This is a genomic window from Novipirellula aureliae, assembly GCF_007860185.1.
Lineage (GTDB): Bacteria > Planctomycetota > Planctomycetia > Pirellulales > Pirellulaceae > Novipirellula_A > Novipirellula_A aureliae.
Window position 1 is genome coordinate 439,511 of record NZ_SJPY01000002.1, and the last position, 17,438, is coordinate 456,948.

The 17,438-nt window shown below is 52.4% G+C and carries 14 protein-coding genes; 7 read left to right on the forward strand and 7 right to left on the reverse strand.

Translation table 11 applies throughout. The features are described from left to right. Positions 1-165: 165 nt before the first annotated feature. Together Q31b_RS07495 and Q31b_RS07500 are read left to right on the forward strand one after the other, a co-directional pair. Positions 166-1,827 (forward strand): hypothetical protein, encoded by a 1,662-nt coding sequence (locus Q31b_RS07495; protein ID WP_146599060.1) that lies wholly within the window; start codon positions 166-168, stop codon positions 1,825-1,827. Then, positions 1,781-2,527 (forward strand): class I SAM-dependent methyltransferase, encoded by a 747-nt coding sequence (locus tag Q31b_RS07500; protein ID WP_231617376.1) that lies wholly within the window; start codon positions 1,781-1,783, stop codon positions 2,525-2,527. Before Q31b_RS07495 ends, Q31b_RS07500 begins: the two co-directional genes overlap by 47 nt. A 566-nt stretch (positions 2,528-3,093) precedes the next feature. Here the strand turns inward: Q31b_RS07500 and Q31b_RS07505 are convergent. The 4 genes from Q31b_RS07505 to Q31b_RS07520 form a co-directional block, all read right to left on the reverse strand. Then, positions 3,094-4,083 (reverse strand): 2-hydroxyacid dehydrogenase, encoded by a 990-nt coding sequence (locus Q31b_RS07505; RefSeq protein WP_146599061.1) that lies wholly within the window; start codon positions 4,081-4,083, stop codon positions 3,094-3,096. A 597-nt stretch (positions 4,084-4,680) separates the two neighbouring features. Beyond that, positions 4,681-7,842 (reverse strand): efflux RND transporter permease subunit, encoded by a 3,162-nt coding sequence (locus tag Q31b_RS07510; RefSeq protein WP_146599062.1) that lies wholly within the window; start codon positions 7,840-7,842, stop codon positions 4,681-4,683. Continuing rightward, entirely contained in the window at positions 7,839-9,239 is a 1,401-nt protein-coding gene (locus Q31b_RS07515) for an efflux RND transporter periplasmic adaptor subunit (RefSeq protein ID WP_146599063.1), read from the reverse strand. The genes Q31b_RS07510 and Q31b_RS07515 overlap by 4 nt, the downstream gene beginning before the upstream one ends. Before the next feature lie 41 nt (positions 9,240-9,280). Next, on the reverse strand, positions 9,281-9,883 hold the full coding sequence (locus Q31b_RS07520; protein ID WP_146599064.1) for a TetR/AcrR family transcriptional regulator: 603 nt from the start codon (positions 9,881-9,883) through the stop codon (positions 9,281-9,283). Positions 9,884-10,130: 247 nt separating this feature from the next. Here Q31b_RS07520 and Q31b_RS07525 point away from each other — a divergent pair, with 247 nt between their 5' ends. The 3 genes from Q31b_RS07525 to Q31b_RS07535 are packed head-to-tail and all read left to right on the forward strand — an operon-like array spanning position 10,131 to position 12,355. Further along, entirely contained in the window at positions 10,131-10,523 is a 393-nt protein-coding gene (locus Q31b_RS07525) for a TadE family protein (protein ID WP_146599065.1), read from the forward strand. Positions 10,524-10,525: 2 nt separating this feature from the next. Further along, positions 10,526-11,680, forward strand: a complete 1,155-nt coding sequence (locus tag Q31b_RS07530) for a vWA domain-containing protein (protein ID WP_146599066.1) — start codon at positions 10,526-10,528, stop codon at positions 11,678-11,680. Between the two features lie 60 nt (positions 11,681-11,740). After that, entirely contained in the window at positions 11,741-12,355 is a 615-nt protein-coding gene (locus Q31b_RS07535; RefSeq protein ID WP_146599067.1) for a TadE/TadG family type IV pilus assembly protein, read from the forward strand. 190 nt (positions 12,356-12,545) lie between these two features. Here Q31b_RS07535 and Q31b_RS07540 read toward each other — a convergent pair whose 3' ends face one another. Together Q31b_RS07540 and Q31b_RS07545 are read right to left on the reverse strand one after the other, a co-directional pair. Then, positions 12,546-13,085, reverse strand: coding sequence for a hypothetical protein (locus Q31b_RS07540; RefSeq protein WP_197171120.1), 540 nt, complete (start codon positions 13,083-13,085; stop codon positions 12,546-12,548). A gap of 163 nt (positions 13,086-13,248) precedes the next feature. Beyond that, positions 13,249-13,545, reverse strand: a complete 297-nt coding sequence (locus tag Q31b_RS07545; protein WP_146599069.1) for a hypothetical protein — start codon at positions 13,543-13,545, stop codon at positions 13,249-13,251. A gap of 220 nt (positions 13,546-13,765) precedes the next feature. Here Q31b_RS07545 and Q31b_RS07550 point away from each other — a divergent pair, with 220 nt between their 5' ends. Together Q31b_RS07550 and Q31b_RS07555 are read left to right on the forward strand one after the other, a co-directional pair. Beyond that, the gene (locus Q31b_RS07550) at positions 13,766-14,164 is read left to right on the forward strand and encodes a hypothetical protein (RefSeq protein WP_146599070.1); all 399 of its coding nucleotides are present in this window, start codon (positions 13,766-13,768) and stop codon (positions 14,162-14,164) included. 184 nt (positions 14,165-14,348) lie between these two features. Further along, positions 14,349-16,073 carry a hypothetical protein gene (locus Q31b_RS07555; RefSeq protein ID WP_146599071.1) on the forward strand — a complete coding sequence of 575 codons (1,725 nt, stop codon included), beginning with the start codon at positions 14,349-14,351 and terminating at the stop codon, positions 16,071-16,073. 196 nt (positions 16,074-16,269) lie between these two features. On the opposite strand, the gene Q31b_RS07560 is transcribed toward Q31b_RS07555, so the two are convergent. Continuing rightward, complete coding sequence (locus Q31b_RS07560) at positions 16,270-17,403, reverse strand: endonuclease/exonuclease/phosphatase family protein (protein ID WP_146599072.1); 1,134 nt, start codon at positions 17,401-17,403, stop codon at positions 16,270-16,272. Between the last annotated feature and the right edge of the window lie 35 nt (positions 17,404-17,438).

Here is a 17,438-nt window from a genome sequence, read left to right on the forward strand (position 1 = left end):
CGTTTGAAAATTGTCGGTTTGAGTACGATTGCCGGTCGCTGGCAATTGCTATACTAACAATAGGTGTGCGAACATTGTGCCGCACAGGGATCGATAACACGATCCATTATCTCCACCCTCAGCTACCCGGTGGCGTGCCAAAACAACGGATTCGGAAAAACGATTATGAACCAAATTGAATCTCGCGTCCGCAGCGCTCGTCGAAGACTCGTTTTCGCCCAATTTGGCCGCACTTTGTGTTGGACGTTTTTCGCAGCTGCAATTCTCAGTATTATCGCAATTGCGATTCCAGCAATCCGTCCGCTCGATATCGATTTTCAATCGTGGATCGTCGGCTGGCTTGCCGGTACCGCAATCACAGCCCTGTTGGTCGCGATTGGGCATGCCTTTTGGACGGCCCCCTCGATTGCCTCGGTCGCTGCCGAGGTCGATCGCCGCTACGGACTTCGCGAGCGGCTGAGCAGTTCACTGAGTCTTTCATCGTCGTCTCGACAAAGTGATTTCGGAATCGCGTTGCTCAATGATGCGGAAACACGCGCAGCGAAGCTAGAGGTTGCCGAAAAATTTGCCCTTCGTCCGAGCAGGTTGGGTTGGCTACCGGTCACGATGATCCCCATCGTCGCAATCTTTTTGATGCTGGTCGAACCATCGGAAAAATCGAATGCCGAAAGTACAACCCAAGCGGACATCGTGGAGCTGAAGCAGGTAAAAACCGCTGCGTCGCAGCTAAAGAAACGAATCGATCAGCAAAAGCGTAAAGCGGAAGCAGCTGGCTTAAAGGACGCCGAAGCCCTTTTCGAAAAAATCGGAGCCGACCTCGATAAGATCAGTAAACGGGAGGACATGGACCGAAAACAGGCGATGCTCGCACTCAATGATCTAAAGAAGGAACTTGAAGAACGCCGCAAGGAACTCGGGTCGCCCGATAGCATGAAACGAGCGATGTCACAAATGAAAGGACTCGAGTCGGGACCAGCGGAAAAAGTGGCCAAGTCAATCGAAAGGGGAGATTTCGGAAAAGCAGAGGAAATGGTCAAAGAGTTGGCTGATAAAATTCGCGACGGCAAACTGTCGGATCAAGAGAAAGAACAGCTGAAGAAACAAGTCGAGCAGATGAAAAGACAACTCGATAAAGCGGTCAAAGAACACGAAGAAAAAAAGAAAGAACTCGAGCAAAAAATCGAACAAGCACGCAAGGAAGGCCGTGGCGAAGAAGCAGCAAAAATGCAGCAGCAGCTGAATGAGATGGGGCAAAAGGATGCTCAGATGCAAAAGATGAAACAAATGGCCGAAGCAATGGGCGATTGCCAAAATGCGATGCAGCAAGGGGATGCATCGGCAGCAGCCGATGCACTCGAACAAATGGCCGACGAACTCGGCGAGATGCAGCAGGAGATGTCGCAACTCGAAGACCTGCAATCAGCACTCGATGATCTCTCCCAATCCAAGAACCAGATGCGCTGCGAGAAGTGTGGCGGGGCAGGATGTGAAAGCTGCCAAGGTAACGGTTTGGGTAGCGGGAATGGATTCGGACAAGGGGATGGACTCGGCCAAGGATCTGGAAAAGGTGATCGGCCCGAATCAGAAACAGATACGAATTCCTATGACACCCAAGTCCGCGGCCAAGTGAAGAAGGGCAAAGCAATCATTGCAGGATTTGCAGATGGACCTAACCGAAAAGGGATCACGCAAGAAGACGTGAAGCAGTCGATCGAATCGGCATTGAACGAACAAAGTGACCCAACCGAAAACCAAACCTTGCCGCGGACCGAACGCGAGCATGCACAACAGTATTTTGATCGATTGCGAGAAGGAACGAATGATTGACCCGCCTACAAGTGCCCCGCCCCAAAGTGAATCGCTTGAACTGCTTTCGGCCGAGGTTAGCGATCGATTTCGATGGCAATGGGACGATTTGTCGATTGCAAATCAGCCATTCAGGTTAGCGGTTGCGTCGGATCCCGAAGGAATGTTGATCGAAGCCTGCGAACGCCAAGATGCAGGCGAAAAGGGCGTGATCGATCCGTTTTGGGCAACGACATGGCGAGCCGCAGCAGGTTTGGATCGCTACATGGACCAGATCGATCTCGGCGGCGTTCCCGTGCTCGAACTCGGATGTGGAACAGGGCATGCTGGTATCGCGGCAATGCTGCGCGGAGCCGATGTCACGCTAACCGACGGTGTCGATGATCCGCTTATGTTGGTGCGAATGAGCGTGTGGGAACTCCGCGATCGATGCACGGTCCAGCGGCTGCGTTTCGGGCTCGATAGGATTGACGCAAAGTTTCCAGTCGTCCTCGGTAGCGATGTTACCTACCTGCGATCACTATGGCCCGAGCTTGATAAATGCCTTCGAGACCATTTGGCCGATGGGGGACAAGCACTACTAAGTGACCCGTACCGGATCATCGCCAACGAGTTTCGCGGCTGGATCCAAGAACATGGCTGGAACTACACCGAGCACAAAATCGACCTCGCCGATGCCCCAGAACATCCCATCCGAGTGATGTGCCTGAAACTCCCGTAGCCGCGTCTCTCCGAGATGCGAAATCGTTCCTAGCGGAACTCGCCAAGACGTTCCTCTTGCAACGATCACGTTTACTCTCGACGCTTTTTCGGTATTTTTAATACTCAAATCGAGTCTCGGGGAGACTCGGCTGCTGGGTTACGAGTCTCGGAGAGACTCGGCTACTGGGTTGCGAGGCTCGGGGAGACTCGGCGCTGGGTTACGAGTCTCGGAGAGACTCGGCTACTGGGTTACGAGTCTCGGAGAGACTCGGCTGCTGGGTTGCGAGGCTCGGGGAGACTCGGCGCTGGGTTGCGAGGCTCGGGGAGACTCGGCTGCTGGATTACGAGTCTCGGAGAGACTCGGCTACTGGGTTGCGAGTCTCGGGGAGACTCGGCGCTGGATTACGAGTCTCGGAGAGACTCGGCTACTGGGTTGCGAGTCTCGGGGAGACTCGGCTACTGGGTTGCGAGTCTCGGGGAGACTCGGCGCTGGGTTACGAGTCTCGGGGAGACTCGGCGCTGGGTTACGAGTCTCGGAGAGACTCGGCTACTGGGTTGCGAGTCTCGGGGAGACTCGGCGCTGGGTTACGAGTCTCGGAGAGACTCGGCTACTGGGTTGAGCAAATTCTTTGGACGTTTTCCTGCACAGGCGGCCAAGCAGTTTTCGACAACCATGCTGCCCATCATCGTTCGGGTTGCGACCGTTCCACTACCCAAATGCGGTGTCAAGACGACGTTATCCATTCCAAGTAGCTCCGGTTCAATATTCGGTTCCTTTTCGAACACATCTAAACCGGCTCCCGCGATTTCGTTGTTTTGTAGAGCCTTTACTAACGCTTTTTCGTCAATAATTAATCCACGAGCTGTATTGATCAGATAGGCGGAAGATCTCATCTTGGCAATTTTCTCGGCATCGATCAAGTGCTCCGTCTCGGGGCTGAGTGCCAAATGCAAGGAAACGAAATCGCTGTTTGATAGTACCTCATCGATTTCGGCATACTTGACCCCCAGCATTTCTTCGGTCCCCGCATCGAGCCGAGTTCGGTTCCAATAGACGACTTCCATTCGAAACGCTTTCGCACGTTCTGCAACCGCGCGTCCGATTCGCCCCATACCGATAATCCCAAGTGTAGCGCCGGTAATATCAAGACCAAGCAACTGCAGCGGAGCCCAGCCTTTCCACTGGCCTGACCTCACCAACCGATCTCCTTCCGCAATACGTCTCGAAATGGCAAACATCAATGCCCAAGCTAAATCCGCAGTCGTATCGGTCAAAACGTCAGGCGTATTGGTCACGGCAATCCCTAGCCGAGATGCAGCGTCGATATCGATATTGTTGTAACCAACCGCATAATTGGCAACGATTTTCAGGTCAGGATTGGCCGCTAAAACGTCGGCATCGATGGTATCGCTTAGAAAGCAAATCAGCCCATCGGCATTGCTGACGGCATCAACCAACTCCGTTTTGCTCAAATCGCGTCCGAGTGTATTGACAACCAAATTAGACTCGCTCTCCAAACGCAGCATGCATTCCGAGGGCAACGGACCTGTCAAATAGACATTGGGTTTTCGCATCGTAGGTCTCTTCAAAGGTTTTTCAGGCTGGGGATGCCCCCAACCTCGATCGTGTTCACGTGAAAGTAGGATTGATTGTAGCTCAGAACCGGTTGCCAATGCGGGTTGAGGGAAGTCTCGTCCTCCTGTTTCGTCCCGATGGACCTCGATCCACATGCTAACCACCACTCTTGGAAGCTAGCCCGGATTATTCATTAGCCGTTTTGGCGATAGCGGCCTGCTGATTTAGTCGGTTTGACTCGACTTATTGTTTAACGCCAAGCCATAGGCGACCGCTTACGGAAAAGCTGACGCCTTCGGCTAAGCGTTAAACGATTAAATCAGCAGGCCGATAGCCACGGCTGCGTGATTTGTCGTGTGAACCGTGGCTAACGGGCTGTCGATTTAATCGGTTTGACTCGACTTATTGTTTAACGCCAAGCCATAGGCGACCGCTTATGGAAAAGCTGACGCCTTCGGCTAAGCGTTAAACGATTAAATCGACAGCCCGATAACGCCAAAACGGCTAATGCGCAGACTGTTTTTCGACCAATGAACGTAAACGCTTGAAGGCGTAGACGTTAGCAAAACAATTTGCAAGCCCATGAATCATCCGGGCTAGGCGGCATGGCGGGCGAAGCGACGCAGAACGACGTAGAAGACGGGTGTTAGAAACAATCCGAAAAGAGTCACTCCAATCATTCCTGTAAAGACCGCTGTTCCCAAGGCGCGGCGCATTTCCGATCCGGCACCGGTCGCGATGACCAGCGGGAGGACGCCAAGGATAAACGCGATGGAAGTCATCAAAATAGGACGCAGCCGAAGTTTTGCAGCTGCGACAGCTGCGTCAAAACGATTCTTCCCTTGATCCTCTTCCGATTTGGCAAATTCAACAATCAGAATCGCATTCTTGCACGCCAATGCAACGAGCACCACAAAGCCGATCTGCGTCAAAATATTGTTGTCCATTCCCATCAACCATACACCGCCGATCGCAAACAGCAGCCCCATTGGTACGATCATGATCACGGCCATAGGCAAAAGCCAACTTTCGTATTGGGCCGACAACGCTAGAAAGACGAACAACACGCACAAGGGGAAAATAAACAAGGCCGTATTGCCTGCCTTCTTCTCTTGGTAAGACAGATCGGTCCACTCATAACCAAAACCATCGGGCAACTGTTCCGACATGATTTGCTCCATCGTCTTCATCGCTTGGCCTGTTGTGTAGCCAGGCAACAATGCTCCGCTGATGTCCGCAGCGGGGTACAAGTTGTACCGTACGACCCGATCGGGAGCCGTGATGCGTTTCATTTGCAAGATCGATCCAAGCGGCACGCTTTTTCCGGAAGTACTGCGTGTACGAAGCTGTAGAACGTCTTCAGGATTGTTGCGGTACTGTGCATCGGCTTGGGCAGTAACACGATAGGTACGCCCTAAATAATTGAAGTCATTGACATAGACGCTGCCGAGTGCTGTTTGAAGCGTATCAAACACGCTGCTCAAGGGAACACCGAGTTTTTGGGATCGCGTTCGATCGACATCGGCAAACAATTGAGGCGTATTGTTACGGAACATCGAATAGACCATCGCCATCCCTGGCTGAGTCATCGCCTTACCCGTAATTTGGTTTGCCACCGCTTGCAACTGATCGAGTCCCGCACCACTGCGGTCTTGGACCTGCATTTTGAAACCGCCGCCAGTTCCAATCCCTGGTACCGGAGGTGGCGGAATCACCAAGACACTTGCCTCTTTGATCGCAGCAGACTTTTTCCGTAGTTCCGCCAAAATCCAATCGGAAGATTGCCCCTTTTCGGCGCGCTGACGTGAATCAGCAAGGGTCGCAAATACAGCGGCGGCATTGGAACTACTCGCGCGAGTGGCACCACTAAAACCAACCACCGATACCGCATGCGCAACCCCTGGTGTGTCAAGTGCAATCTCCTTGAGTTTGCTGGCCACCGCGTTACTGCGGTCTAACGATGCACCGGGAGGCAACTCGACACTAATGACCACATAGCCTTGATCCTGCATCGGAATAAAACCCGTCGGCACGTTTGAGAACCCAAACCATGTCAATACGAGAAGCCCCATGTAGGCGATCATGCCGATAAAACCGACTCGAACCAAACGACCGACCATGCTCGTGTAAACATTGCGACTGGCTTCGAAGGCGGCATTGAAGCTGGCAAAAAACCATCGTCTTGGTGTGGCGAGGATGTAGTGAATTTTCCCGAACCACGACCGTTCTTTCAACGGGACGAACTGCTTCGGATCATTTTTCGGACGTAGAAAGATGGCACACATCGCTGGGCTGAGTGTCAGTGAAACGATCAACGACAACGTTGTCGAAACGGCAATCGTTATCGCAAATTGGCGATAGAATTGACCGCTAATTCCTGGCAAGAACGCGGTCGGAACGAAGACGGCGATCAACACCAACGTCGCGGCGACCAATGCCGAGCCAACCTCTTCCATCGTCTTGCGTGCCGCGTCGCGAGGTGAGAGGCCTTGTTCCATCCAATGTTCGACACTCTCTACGACCACGATCGCATCGTCGACAACGATACCGATCGCCAATACCAAACCGAAAAGCGACAAGTTGTTGAGGCTAAAACCGAGTGCATACATGGCCGCTAAGCTGCCGATGAGGGAGACGGGAATCGCCACGACGGGAACGATCGTCGCTCGCCAAGATTGCAGAAAGAGATAGACCGACAAGACTACCAAGATCGTCGCTTCGAGTAACGTGCGGAATACCGCCGCGATCGATTCTTCGACAAACTCGGTCGGATTGTAGGCAATTGCATGAACCATCCCTTTGGGAAAATCCTCGCTGAGTTCATCCATCAAATTGACCAAGTTGGCAGCAGTATCGACGGCATTGGAACCAGGTCTCTGAAACACGGCGATCCCTATCGCTTCGCGGCCATCGAGATAGCTGCCCGACGAATAGCTTTGCGCCCCCAGCTCAATTCGGGCTACATCTCTCAATCGCACCAATCGACCTTCACTGTCTGATTTCACAATGATCTCAGCGAATTCTTCCGGCGTTTCCAATCTGCCTTGCGTACTGATGTTGAGTTGAAAAGCAGTTTGCAGACCCCTGTTGGGCGGTTGGCCGACCACTCCCGCAGCCACTTGCACGTTCTGTTCACGCAGCGCCGATGTCACGTCGCCCGTCGTCATGTTGAGCGTGGCCAGGCGATCGGTGTCGAGCCAAATACGCATACTGTATTCGCGAGCACCGAAAATTTGTACGTTGCCCACGCCGTCTTGCCGAGCCAACACGTCTTTGATACGCAGCAACACGTAGTTGCTGATGTAGAGTGCATCCCGAGAATCATCAGGTGAAAACAGATGGATGACCATCAGAATATCGGGTGAACTCTTTTGAGTCGTCACACCGACTTGGCGAACTTCGGCGGGCAATCGTGGTTCCGCCAAAGCAACGCGGTTTTGCACGAGGACTTGAGCCTCATCGAGATCGGTTCCCTGCTCGAACGTGATCGTCAACTGCATCGCACCATCCGACGTCGATGATGATTCCATGTACAACATGTCATCCACGCCATTGATCTCTTGTTCGAGTGGCGTAGCAACGGTCTCGGCGATCGTTTCCGCCGTCGCACCGCTATAGGTAGCACGGACGACCACCGTCGGCAACGTGATATCGGGATACTGGGAAACGGGCAAATTGAAATAGGAAAGCACACCGACGATCACAATCACCAGTGAAATAACGGTCGCAAAAATGGGGCGGTCGATGAAATACTTCATGGTGCGACGTCGCCTCCGGTGAATGGATCTTCCTCGGCTTCGATTGTTACTGGTTCAGGATCCAACGGCATGCCAAGACGAACGCGTTGAAGCCCGACGACGACGACACGATCGGTGGGCTCAATACCATTACGTATCACTCGCAGTCCTAGAGCCAATGGCCCGGTTTCGACCACTTTTCGAATCGCTTGGTTGTCTTCACTCAGCACATAAACGAACTGTTCGGTTTGGTCGGTGCCGATTGCCGAGTCCGGAACCAATAGCGTTTTGAATGGTTTGGTCTTCGCAATTTGGAGTTTGCCGAACATACCGGGAGTCAAGAAGTGATCCTTGTTGGAAAACTCGGCGCGAGCGGTCATCGTCGCAGTTCCTTCGTCAAAGCGGTTGTCAACAAAGTCAATGTAGCCGCGACGGGAAAAGGAGTCTTCGTCGGCCAGTGATAGAAACACGGGATAACGAGCATCGCGAGCACTAACGCGGACACCCCCTTGGCTAAGTCGCTGGAGCCTCAGCACCTGTTGCTCACTGGCGTCGAAAACAAAGTAGATGGGATCGAGCGATACAATGGTGGTCAACAGCGTCGATTGTTGAGACCCACCGCTAATCAGGTTTCCTTCGGTAACATAGCGACGACTAATTCGTCCTGAAATTGGAGCTTTGATATTGGTGTATTCCAAATTCAACGCCGCTTCGTTCTTAGCTGCCTTGGAAGTTGCGATCGACGCGGCCGCGGTTGCGATCGACGCATTGGCCAAGGCGATCGAGGCATCCGCTGATTCTACACCCGCTTGAGCTTTCAAGAACACGCTGCGAGCTTGCTCGAGATCGGATTCCGAAGCAGCATTACGAGCGTTCAACTCTTTGTAACGATTGTACTGAGTCCTAGCATATTCGATTTCTGCCAACATGCTTTCCTTCGACGCTCTCGCTTGAGCGAGCTGCGCTTTGGATTGTTCGAACCGAGCCTCGGCTTCTTCAATCGCCGCTTCGGCCATCCTCACCTCAGCTTCAAAAGGTCTTGGATCGACGATAAAAAGCAGGTCCTCTTCATTAACGAATTGACCTTCCTCGAAGTGAACCGAATCGAGATAGCCGCCGACGCGCGAGCGGACTTCGACCAGGTTCACCGCTTCTAGTCGCCCTGTAAAAGTGTCCCATTCAACGATCTCTTTTTCGACGGGCAGAGCAACGGAGACCGATGGCGGCGGCGGAGTGGGAGGCGGTCCGGTTTGCTTGGCTTGACAGCCGCCAATGAAGCAAATGCATAGTCCAATGCACAGAACGATGCACCTTCCAGGGCATTTCCCAGTGCATTTCCCAGGGCATTTCCCAGGGCACCGCAAACGCGTCACCGCCAAGCGAGCGAGAATATCGTCGTACGTGAATCGTTTTTTCATAAAGGTCGCATGGAGTTAAAATCATGTGGGTGATGATACGACTACTGGAGCAGCCGTCTGGACAAGCAAAGCGCGGTTTCGAATGATGTTCCATCTTGGCGAAGTTTTTCAAGCAAGCTAGCTCCAAGCCAAACTTCATAAAGGCACTCGGCCAACTGTGTAGAAGATTGGTCACTCGTGATCGAACCGTCGGTGAACCCTTTGTCAATAATCGCTGCCAACCGCGAAATCAATTCGCTCGTTCCCCGATGCAAGGCTTCCCGCATTTCAACCGACAAATCCGCGATTTCAGCGCTCAATTTGACCACCAAACAGCGTGCTTCGGGCGGTGCGTCGGCGCTAACAATATCGCCGCTTTGCGTTTCAATCCAATCGGTGAAATAGTCTAGCAATTGCTGGGCCACTGTCCCCTTGGAAGAATCGAGTAACGCATCAAGCGTTTGAGCATACTCCTCAATGTACTCGGTGATCACGATGCAGCCGAAATGCTCTTTTGACTTAAAGTAGTGATAGAACGAGCCTTTCGGGACATCCGCGACCCGCAACAATTCGGCGAGGCCGAGCGCGGTGAAGCCCTTTTGGGCGATCGCGATGCGTCCCGTGCGAAGAATATGGTTGCGGGTTTCGGAGTGTTTGGCGTTCATGTCCATAGAGTATCACCAAATTAGCGACTGAGTAGACCAGTCGTCTCCTTGAAGACATTGAAAGGTTCTAACTGCGACAATCCCCCCATGCTGTAATCGGATCGCTCACCCGAAGTGATGCCAACGTGCGAAAAAGATGACTTTTTGTGTGGTGGAAACGGCCTCTCCGATCTTTGTGACGTAGGTTTGAATTGCCAACAGGTCCATGCGTCAAATTGTCATGTAAATCCACATTCCTTTGCCCACCATGAAATATCGAACTCAGTCTCGCGGTGTTGCAGTGCTGGAGCTAGCGATATGCCTACCCATTCTGCTGACGTTAACGTTTGCAACGATTGAGGTATGCACCATGCTGCATCTGCGTCAAAAGATCAAAGTTGCTGCCTACGAAGGTGCTCGCGTTGGCATCACTCCCGAGTCGACCTCCTCGAAGGTTAGTTATCACTGTGAAACATTGCTCGACAGTCAATCGGTCTATGGTTACACGATATCGATGCAGCCATCGAATCCCAAAGACTTGCAAGAAGGGGACTATTTTCGGGTGACCGTGGATGCTGCCTTTGCACCAAATTCATTGGTTGGGGATTGGATCTATAGCAGTAAAACATTATCCGAAACGGTTTCATTAAAAGCGGAATAGATATGTCCCATCGCAACAATCGCGTCTGGAAAGGCGTCGAAGGCCAACCCCATGGATCCGTCAACCGATGCGGGTCGACGATGGTTTTGATCGCCGTGTTGTTACCCGTTCTTTTTGGGTTGGCAGCTTTCGCGATCAATATCGCTTACATGGAATCGCTCAATACAGACGTCCAAGTAACGATCGACGCAGCGGCTCGTGCGGCGGGACGTGAGTATGTCTTGACAGGGTCTGAGGCGAAGGCACTTTTAGCAGCTCAAGAAGCGGCGACGGAGAATCCTGTTGCAGGTCAAGTGTTGACGCTCAAGGCCAGTGACTTGCAGTTCGGAAAAAGCACAAGAAGCTCGGTCGACCAGCCGTACGCGTTCACGCCCGCAGAAAAAGGGAACGCCGTTCGAATTACGAGCGAAAGCCTAGCCGATGGAACAGGCAACACCATACCGGCATTGTTTCCAATTTTCGGCAACACGTTCAATGTGCGCGTCCGGCAAAGCGCAACAAGCACGCAGTCGACGTTTGACATCGCACTGGTCATCGACCGAAGTGGCTCGATGGCTTTCGCAGCGGACGAGGTTTCGGATCCTGATGTTCCTCCCGCCACGGCACCCGTTGGATGGGATTTCGGAGATCCGGTTCCCACCAATGCGCGTTGGCTCGACTTAATTGCTGCCGTCAAGACATTCAACCAAATGCTCGAAGACTCTCCACAAGACGAATTGCTCGCCCTGGCAACTTATAGCACCTATGCAAACGTCGATCTTGAACTAACCGACGACTACAACCAAATCACAGACATTCTCAGTCAAGCATCGATCAACGGAGTCCAAGGGGGCACCAACATTGGTGATGGAATTTATGCGGGACGCTGGGCAGCGACGAAATCAGACAACTGTCGTTCCTACGCATCGAAAGTGATCGTCTTGATGACCGATGGAAATCACAACTATGGATCGAATCCGTATTGGGCCGCCAAGATGGCTGCGAAATCGGGCGTCACCGTATTCACAATCACGTTCAGCGACGAAGCCAATCAGTCGGCGATGCAAACGGTCGCCGAAAACGCAGCCGGAAAGCACTTTCACGCGTCCGATGCATTGCAATTGAAGGAAGCGTTCCGCGATATCGCCCGCAATTTACCCTCGCTTATTACAGAGTAAGTGACCCCTCGTATCCTTATCATCCATTGCTATTCCATGCCGATCATCCGTAGGGATCTAATGACAAGAACACATCTATCCTGCATCCCTTCCCTTCGTGCGGATGGTCGTCGCGGCGTCGCAGCCGTTGAATTCGCGATTACAGCGGTCGTGTTGTTGATGTTGATATTCGCCAGTATCGAAATGACTCGAGCGGTGATGCTCCGACATAGCGCTGACCGAGCTGCCTATGCAGCGGCGCGTCATGGCATCATCCCAGGCGTATCCGCCGAGCAAGTGGAGCAAACCGCGCTGGACCACTTGGAGATTGTCGGCGTCAAAATGGCGACCATCGAAGTGATCCCTGCGACGATTACGGAAGAATCCGAAACGGTCGAAGTGATCGTTCGATTCCCCGTCGCAGAAAATGCTTGGGCGGTTCCCAATTTCATTAAGGGAGACATGAAAGGACAAGCCAAGATGATCTGTGAACGGTCAAAAATGGTGATGGCCAACTCGCTACCCCTGCCTCCCCCCGACCCCGAACCGGAACCCGAACCCGAACCCGAACCAGAGCCCGAACCGGAACCAGCTCCAGAGCCCGAACCCGAGCCGGAACCGGAACCCGAACCGGAGCCCGAACCAGCTCCTGAACCAGAGCCGGAGCCGGAACCGGAGCCACCGCCTCGGATATAGGTTGGTCACGGGACGTTTGATGAAATGAATTTTGGGAAGCAGGCCGCTTAAGGAGCAGGCTGTTTAGGGAGTTAGCTGTTTAGGGAGTTAGCTGTTTGGGGATCGCCTTGCTCGGGATTGACGATTGCACGTGATCGACAGCTATGGAGGAAATACCATTGGCGGCAGGGCGTCCGCGTCCCTATTGCAACTACCGCGAATTGGCACGTTGTGCGGTCAGCAGTAGCAGGCGGTTTTCGTCGAAAAACTCGGTCACTTTCGCGGTGATCGTCCACGTATGATCGTTGCTGTCGGCTCGAATGGCGTTGATCATTCGCTGTAGAACCAGGTTTTCGACAAGGATGACTGCATGACTTGGATCAACGGCTTGCGTTTCGACTGCATCGCTACGGCTAATGGGCCGCGTGCTCGCACTTGAAGATTCAATATCGTTCCGATTCGCCGTTTGATTTGGGATAAACACCCAGTGGCGACCGAGCATCAAGAGGCGACCCGTTGTTGGCAAGACGGTCGTTCCTTCACGCATGTGCTGGTTGGCCGAAAGTTGCGGCTCATCTTGTAGGGAGTCTGCTCCGCGGCTAATGTCAGAGTCGTCGGACCGGTTTATCGACACGATGGCGCGGTCATCCGCAGAGGTATTGGCAGAGTCGATTGCCACGAGTGGCACCACAATCGCCACCATCACGACGATGGGAACAAGAAACGACAATAAGACGCGCGAGAAGTACATTGGCTTTCGCGCCCAAAATATCAAAAGTGGCAACAGTAGCATCGAATGACTCGTCTATATGAGGGCATCGTTTCCTTCGAAACGATTTCTTCCACCGACGGCTTCCATGCTTTGGTTTTTGAAAATGTTGACGCAATGATTGGTTCTAGATTCTGAGCGGCTGTCAATGATTTTGACTTGGTACTGCGACAGCATGCAGCGAAATGACCGCTCCAAGTGCGATCATCGATAATCCAATCCACCGTGGCGGCTGGACACGCTTCATCGGCTTGGGATGGACTTGCAGGAAAATCGAATCGACCATCGACCCGCTCGAAGCCGTGCTCGTCTCTTTGAATCGAGCCAATGTGCGAGTTGTGGATTCGTTTAAGACAAACGTGTCAATCATCCTGAATTGGACTCCAAAGAGAACCAACAGTAAGCCAAACAGAAAATATCGGTGACGGTACTTTGTGTTCATTGATTGATGCCATCATGGCAAGAATGGGTGGGAGAAAAAACGCTGAGGTCGCACCGAGAGATGTCCCGGTGAAAAAGATAATCGTCGATCGGTTTGAGTTTGCACCAACAAAACACTTCTCGATTGGCTCGTATGGCGTACACCGAAGAATTGCAATCCAGCAATCATTCGTTTCTTGGCGGATCGCCGGCTGCAGGTCGAAAAAATGCAGCGAACTCTGATGAATTCTCTTGCAACGCATCAAAACGTGTGCTGCGATTGTTGCTCGGTTGTCCGAGCGAAAAGCGTCTTTGGACAGGGTCCAGCAAGTCCCCAATTGCAGAAGGAATATTGCCCAGCGGTCAAGCCTGGATTCCCTTTTCGCATTTTGCAAATTGCGATCATTCTGATTATCACCATTCTGTCAGCAAACGGTGGTGGTCTGGCGTTCACACCCTTTGCAAGGGGCGTCGTCAAAATCGTTAAAGTTGACAATCTCGGAACCGTCGTCGCAATAGGTCAGCACAAACGGAATCTTTTACCTTGGCAAACCGGTTTACGTATTCAATTCTTCGGACGTAGACGATGTAGTCTGTGCATCAAGGAATATTTGCCTTGCTATCCGAGTCGGTGCAGTTGATCCATCCTTCCAACACGACGAATAACATCTGAGTGTGTTGGCCAGTCGGATGAACTGCTTAAGCTCCTTCGCAAATGGTTTGAAGCTTCCTTTGAGATGTAAAGCCGAGGGGCGGGTGCTCCGGTGGCTTAGTTAGCTGCGTCCTAGCAACACCCGTATTTTGATTCTAGTGGAGAATGTAAAGATGAAGAGATTTTTGTTACCCACAATGACGATCCTGTCGATCGTTTTTGGGGTTAATTCCGCCAGCGCTGCTTGTTGTGGCGCTGTCAGCTATGAAGGTTGTGGCGGTTCGGTTGTCGATGATGGCTCCATTGTCGACGGCAGCGCGGTTGCCGGTGGTACTTACACCGTCATGCGTAACGTTCAAGAAACCGTTTACGAACAAGTACAAGAAACTCGTTATCGTACGCGAAACGAAGTTTACTACGAAGACAAAGAAGTGACGGGAACCCGCATGGTTCCTGAAACGGTTACTCGTGAAGTTCAATACACGGTGAACGTTCCTACGTACGAAACTCGTACCAAAACGATCAACTACACCGTCATGAAGCCCGTTCATGAAACTCACGAAAAAGTAATCAACTACACCGTGCGTAAACCTGTTTACCAAACGCACACCAAGACGATCAACTACACGGTTTGCAAGCCGGTATACGAGACTCACCAAAAGGTGATCAACTACACCGTCAAGAAGCCTGTTTGGGAAACTCGTACCAAGACGATCAACTACACGGTCATGAATCCTGTGCGTGAAAACCACAGCAAGACTGTAAACTACACCGTCATGGTTCCTGTTCGCGAACAGAAATCGCGTACGATCAACTACACGGTTTACAACACCGTGCGAGAGCAAAAGGTTCGTACCGAGAACTACAGCGTGATGGTTCCCCAGCAGTACACCAAGACGATTCAAGTCAAGGGTGGACATTGGGACACGATCACGACGGAAATTCCTGGTAAGATGATGAAGCGAACCGTTCGCGAACCAGGCACTTGGACATACGATCCTTGCACATGCAAGTGCGTTTACACTCCCGGCATCTGCCGCACCGAGTGCGTTCAAGGTTGCCCAACGACTTGCACGAAGAAGGTTTGGGTTCCAACTTGCGAAACCAAAGAAGTCACCTGCACGAAGTACGTTCGTGAATGCCGAACTCGCGAAGTACCTTACACGGTATGCCGCAAAGTTCCAGAATGCAAAACCAAGGTTTGCAACTACACCGTGTGCCGCATGGTTCCTGAGTGCCGTAGCAAGGTTGTCAACTGGACAACTTGCAAGATGGTCCCAGAATGCCGCACCAAGGAAGTTTCCTACAAGGTTTGCAACATGGTTTGCGAACAACGCAGCAAGACCGTGAACTACACGACTTGCCGTATGGTTAAGGAATGCCGTAGCAAAGACGTGAACTACACAACTTGCACAATGGTTTGCGAACCACGCAGCAAGACTTGCACGTACACGACTTGCAAGATGGTTCCAGAATGCCGCACCAAGGAAGTTTCCTACAAGGTATGCAAAATGGTTCCTGAGTGCCGCACCAAGACCGTTTGCGAAACAACTTGCCGTAAAGAATGCTTCACAAAGATCGTCAAGGTTGCTAAGTGCCGTAAAGTTTGCGAGCCTTACACAGTAACCAAGTGCGTTCCACGAGTGGTTTGCAAGCAAGTCCCCGTTGAAGTATGTGCTCCAGCTCCTTGCTGTGGCGGTTCGGTTGCTTCGGCTTCGGACATGGGTTGTGGTTGCGGATGCAACGAAGCTCCTGTTTGCTGCCCACCAAGCGAAGGCCCAATCCGCGGTCTTCTTCGCAAGCTATTCAGCTGTGGCAACAACTGTGGCAGCAGCTGTGGCTGCGACGCAGCACCAGCTTGTGGCTGCGAAGTTGCTGCACCAGCATGCGGATGCTAAATACGATACCGATTCAGGATCACAAGTCGATTGTGATTGAATCAAAATCGTAGGACGCAAGGGAAAAGAATCGAGGCGGGGTGAGACTCTTTCAAGAGACTCACCCCGCTTTTTTCGTTGGATGAGCCGTGGGAGTCCGGACATTCGCCGATGTGCGTGCCTTATGGAATTCGCCTAAAGGCTACACTCAACCCCCCTAGGGCTGGCGGCGAGCAACCGCCGGAATTCGCTCCGCTTCGTAAACGCTGAACTCGGCCCACAACGGCAAATGGTCGCTGATCAGTTTGGACTGCGCTTCGGTCAACCCCAGATCTTGCCGGAAATCGATCACTCCTGTCCGACCCGTGAACTCGGTCGTCATCGCGCGATCTAGCAGAATATGATCCAAGGTTGAACGCCTCAACACATCGGTCTTGATATCGCCTGCGACCGACTCGACGTTGGGGATTCGAGACAACTCTTCTAGCTGGCTTGGCCCCGCATTCAAATCCCCCAACAGAATGCAATCCTCTTCGCCTGTTCGTTGGAACTCGAAATCGCGAACGCGAACAAAGACGTCATCCAGTACGTTCAATTCGAGGTTGGTCCGATCGGCTGCGAATGAGGTGACTGGGCCACGCGGATCATTTTGCACATTGATGATGGTAAACGAAAACGGTTCCCGGTTCGGAACATCGTGGATCGAAGGATCCAGAATCGTTCGAAAGGTCCCCACCATCGGCTCGCGGTGCATTCGATCTGCCGTATCTTGTACGACATAGGGCTCCGACATCATCTGCACTCGAGTGGAGTCCCAAACGAATGCATAGGATTGAAGATCTCCGCTGCGAGCATCACCAACAGGTGCACTGACGCTGGCGGTATAGCTGCCGCCATCTGCATTAACCAGATCCACAAGCCGTCGGACGACGGTCATGTTGTCGTCGCGAACTTCTTGAATGGCAATGAGATCGAAACGGCCGACAATCGAGGAAATCGTGCCCATCACGTCGACACCGGGGACCTCCGCAATGGTCCGCGTCGACGATTTACGATCGCCAAACATTTGGATATTGAATGTCGCAATCCGAATCGAGTCCATTGACCGGGGTGCAGTCGTTAGGGGACCTTCGCCCCTGTCGCCTGAACGGCTAACCAATTCGGTCGATTCCTCCTGGTCGTCAGCGCTCGTATCAAAGACGGTCAAGTCGATTCGACCGGTCAACGCAGCCAAGCAACTGACCACGATCACACCAATACTGAAAAGCGGTCCAATCCAGCGGATCAATGGGATGTAGCTGAAGACGGACCGTGAGCTTCGCCCGCGGCTCGATCTCGATAGCAATCCCATGGTGTAGCTCCTTGTTATTTCTGGCAGCGTTGAAT

What these genes read in the sequence shown, in the direction of transcription:
- Q31b_RS07525 (WP_146599065.1), top strand. Translation starts at nt 10,131, where the DNA reads ATGAAATATCGAACTCAGTCTCGCGGTGTTGCAGTGCTGGAGCTAGCG.
- Q31b_RS07515 (WP_146599063.1), bottom strand. Translation starts at nt 9,239, where the DNA reads ATGAAAAAACGATTCACGTACGACGATATTCTCGCTCGCTTGGCGGTG.
- Q31b_RS07555 (WP_146599071.1), top strand. Translation starts at nt 14,349, where the DNA reads ATGAAGAGATTTTTGTTACCCACAATGACGATCCTGTCGATCGTTTTT.
- Q31b_RS07535 (WP_146599067.1), top strand. Translation starts at nt 11,741, where the DNA reads ATGACAAGAACACATCTATCCTGCATCCCTTCCCTTCGTGCGGATGGT.
- Q31b_RS07560 (WP_146599072.1), bottom strand. Translation starts at nt 17,403, where the DNA reads ATGGGATTGCTATCGAGATCGAGCCGCGGGCGAAGCTCACGGTCCGTC.
- Q31b_RS07510 (WP_146599062.1), bottom strand. Translation starts at nt 7,842, where the DNA reads ATGAAGTATTTCATCGACCGCCCCATTTTTGCGACCGTTATTTCACTG.
- Q31b_RS07500 (WP_231617376.1), top strand. Translation starts at nt 1,781, where the DNA reads ATGCACAACAGTATTTTGATCGATTGCGAGAAGGAACGAATGATTGAC.
- Q31b_RS07540 (WP_197171120.1), bottom strand. Translation starts at nt 13,085, where the DNA reads ATGTACTTCTCGCGCGTCTTATTGTCGTTTCTTGTTCCCATCGTCGTG.
- Q31b_RS07550 (WP_146599070.1), top strand. Translation starts at nt 13,766, where the DNA reads ATGAATTCTCTTGCAACGCATCAAAACGTGTGCTGCGATTGTTGCTCG.
- Q31b_RS07545 (WP_146599069.1), bottom strand. Translation starts at nt 13,545, where the DNA reads ATGAACACAAAGTACCGTCACCGATATTTTCTGTTTGGCTTACTGTTG.
- Q31b_RS07505 (WP_146599061.1), bottom strand. Translation starts at nt 4,083, where the DNA reads ATGCGAAAACCCAATGTCTATTTGACAGGTCCGTTGCCCTCGGAATGC.
- Q31b_RS07520 (WP_146599064.1), bottom strand. Translation starts at nt 9,883, where the DNA reads ATGAACGCCAAACACTCCGAAACCCGCAACCATATTCTTCGCACGGGA.
- Q31b_RS07530 (WP_146599066.1), top strand. Translation starts at nt 10,526, where the DNA reads ATGTCCCATCGCAACAATCGCGTCTGGAAAGGCGTCGAAGGCCAACCC.
- Q31b_RS07495 (WP_146599060.1), top strand. Translation starts at nt 166, where the DNA reads ATGAACCAAATTGAATCTCGCGTCCGCAGCGCTCGTCGAAGACTCGTT.